This window comes from Serratia microhaemolytica, assembly GCF_004011885.1.
In the GTDB taxonomy this organism is placed as follows: Bacteria; Pseudomonadota; Gammaproteobacteria; order Enterobacterales; family Enterobacteriaceae; genus Serratia_G; species Serratia_G microhaemolytica.
Genome location: NZ_SBEF01000097.1, coordinates 1 through 1,847, shown reverse-complemented (window position 1 = coordinate 1,847; position 1,847 = coordinate 1). Strand labels below are relative to the sequence as shown.

Below are 1,847 nucleotides of genomic sequence, written 5' to 3'. Positions count from 1 at the left end.
GGGATCAGTGGTGCCATCTTTTCCCACAGTTCATCGCTAATCTGCCACTTGCTATTTGCCATAATTCACCCTCAGAAATGATCATGATGTATTATACAGTAATTCCTATTGAGATGGGCTCTAAGTCTTTGCGTGGGTCTGGTATTTCACTGATATAATTAAAAATAGACATCATCAACTCTGCATTACTGAAGGAGACTGATCAGATCGTATCTACAGAGAAAAGTTCCATTAAAAATGGGATCCGGCCCTGGATTGATGATTGAGTAATGAATTAAATTAATTATTCGACTTGAGGGAATAAAATGAATACACTAAAATATAACCACGACCAATTAGGAAATTGTATTCCGGTACTGTCCATTGAGGGAAAGGATATTACTAAAGCCGGTTTTACTTCCAATGCGGTATATGTGATTGACAAGCTAGATACGGCGCTGATGTTGACTTTGCTGGAAGATGAAGAGGATATCAAAACCGTTATCTGCAATTGCCGTAATAATCATAACCAAGATATTGCTTTAGATACTGTAGCGGAAAGTGGCGAACTCTATTTAGCTGGGGAATGGCTGATAGAAACTGGCCTAGCAGGCCAGCCTCTAGATATTTTTGTTACACAAGGAGAAGTGATAGTAGAAAGGGCTGTAGCGTAAACTGCAGATAAAAGAAAAGGCCGGATCTGTTATAAGTTCCGGCCTTTTTTATGATCAATAAGTTGGGAAAAAATACGATGAGAGCGTGGGACGCAACACCCCTTTACTGATTAACCGAATTCTGCACGATGCAGAGTCGGTTAATCGATCCAAGGTGAGTTCACCACGCTATTACGCCAGAAAAATAACAGCAGGGATTTGAACGACACTTGCATTACTATTAAACTACTTAAAGCATTCAATTAGCTCTATTATTTTTTTATACTCCCAATCAGTAAACTCCCCATAAGCCAGATACCCACATAAATTTCTGTATAAGTTGTTTAGTTCAACTTCAGTTGTATCTTCCTTTTGTAAAATAATTAACGCAGATCTATAAAGATCTATACCTTGCTTCTTGTTTTCATGTTCTATTTTATTTTTAATTTCATTTAGTATATTGATTGCATTTATTTTTTCCATTTCTACCTCATAAAATTTGTGTTTTCTGTTCTAAGAATTGTGGATTTTGGCAACTCTTTGATGTTGATAATACCTTGATATTTTCCTCCCTTTAATACTTCTAAACCATTACTGCTGATTTGAGGAGCCGCTGTCCCCTCAGCTATCCATGTTCCTTTTTGTGGTCTGAAGGTTGTAACTTTATCCATTTTCACTCCCCACTCTCGAAGAATAGCCAAATCACTTCTTAGCTCTACCTCAGAAGTATATTTTTTGTTTGTAACATAATTAAAATCCCTTCCCAATCTGTTAGATTTCCCGTGATACTTATAAAACACTTCATCACCACTAACCTGTCTATTAATTGTAACTCCATCAGTAAAATTGGCTTTATGGCCGTCAGGTATTTGAGGTCCAGGTAACTTACTACCACTTGAACACCTCGCCAACCCCAATGGATCCACTTCAGCTACCGCAACATTACCTGAGCGCTTTGGAGCTGATGATAAGCCAGCACGCACATCTGTGACCATCTGCCTGTAGGATACCCAGGGCAACCACATGAATGATTAAAATTCACTCTATCGCCCTAATCCTGCATTAAGATCCTATCTCAATAGGAATTACTGTATAATACATCATGACCATTTCTGAGGGTGAATTATGGCAAATAGCAAGTGGCAGATTAGCGATGAACTGTGGGAAAAGATGGCACCACTGATCCCGGAGCATAAAACTCAGCATCCGTTGGGA

General features: G+C 38.6%; 3 protein-coding genes and 1 pseudogene. 2 read left to right on the top strand and 2 right to left on the bottom strand.

Annotation, left to right across the window (positions count from 1 at the left end; translation table 11 throughout):
• Positions 1-305 precede the first annotated feature (305 nt).
• A complete protein-coding gene (locus EOJ37_RS14045; RefSeq protein ID WP_127960492.1) occupies positions 306-653 on the top strand; it encodes a SymE family type I addiction module toxin in 348 nt (115 codons plus the stop codon).
• A gap of 225 nt (positions 654-878) precedes the next feature.
• Here EOJ37_RS14045 and EOJ37_RS14040 read toward each other — a convergent pair whose 3' ends face one another.
• On the bottom strand, positions 879-1,115 hold the full coding sequence (locus tag EOJ37_RS14040) for a hypothetical protein (protein ID WP_127960491.1): 237 nt from the start codon (positions 1,113-1,115) through the stop codon (positions 879-881).
• Between the two features lie 2 nt (positions 1,116-1,117).
• Positions 1,118-1,627, bottom strand: coding sequence for a hypothetical protein (locus EOJ37_RS14035; protein ID WP_206194075.1), 510 nt, complete (start codon positions 1,625-1,627; stop codon positions 1,118-1,120).
• Positions 1,628-1,757: 130 nt separating this feature from the next.
• Here EOJ37_RS14035 and EOJ37_RS14030 point away from each other — a divergent pair.
• Positions 1,758-1,847 (top strand): annotated as a pseudogene (locus EOJ37_RS14030) (IS5/IS1182 family transposase); the annotation flags it as partial.

Coding starts and splice junctions, on each gene's coding strand:
- EOJ37_RS14045 (WP_127960492.1), top strand. CDS start 306: ATGAATACACTAAAATATAACCACGACCAATTAGGAAATTGTATTCCG.
- EOJ37_RS14040 (WP_127960491.1), bottom strand. CDS start 1,115: ATGGAAAAAATAAATGCAATCAATATACTAAATGAAATTAAAAATAAA.
- EOJ37_RS14035 (WP_206194075.1), bottom strand. CDS start 1,627: ATGGTCACAGATGTGCGTGCTGGCTTATCATCAGCTCCAAAGCGCTCA.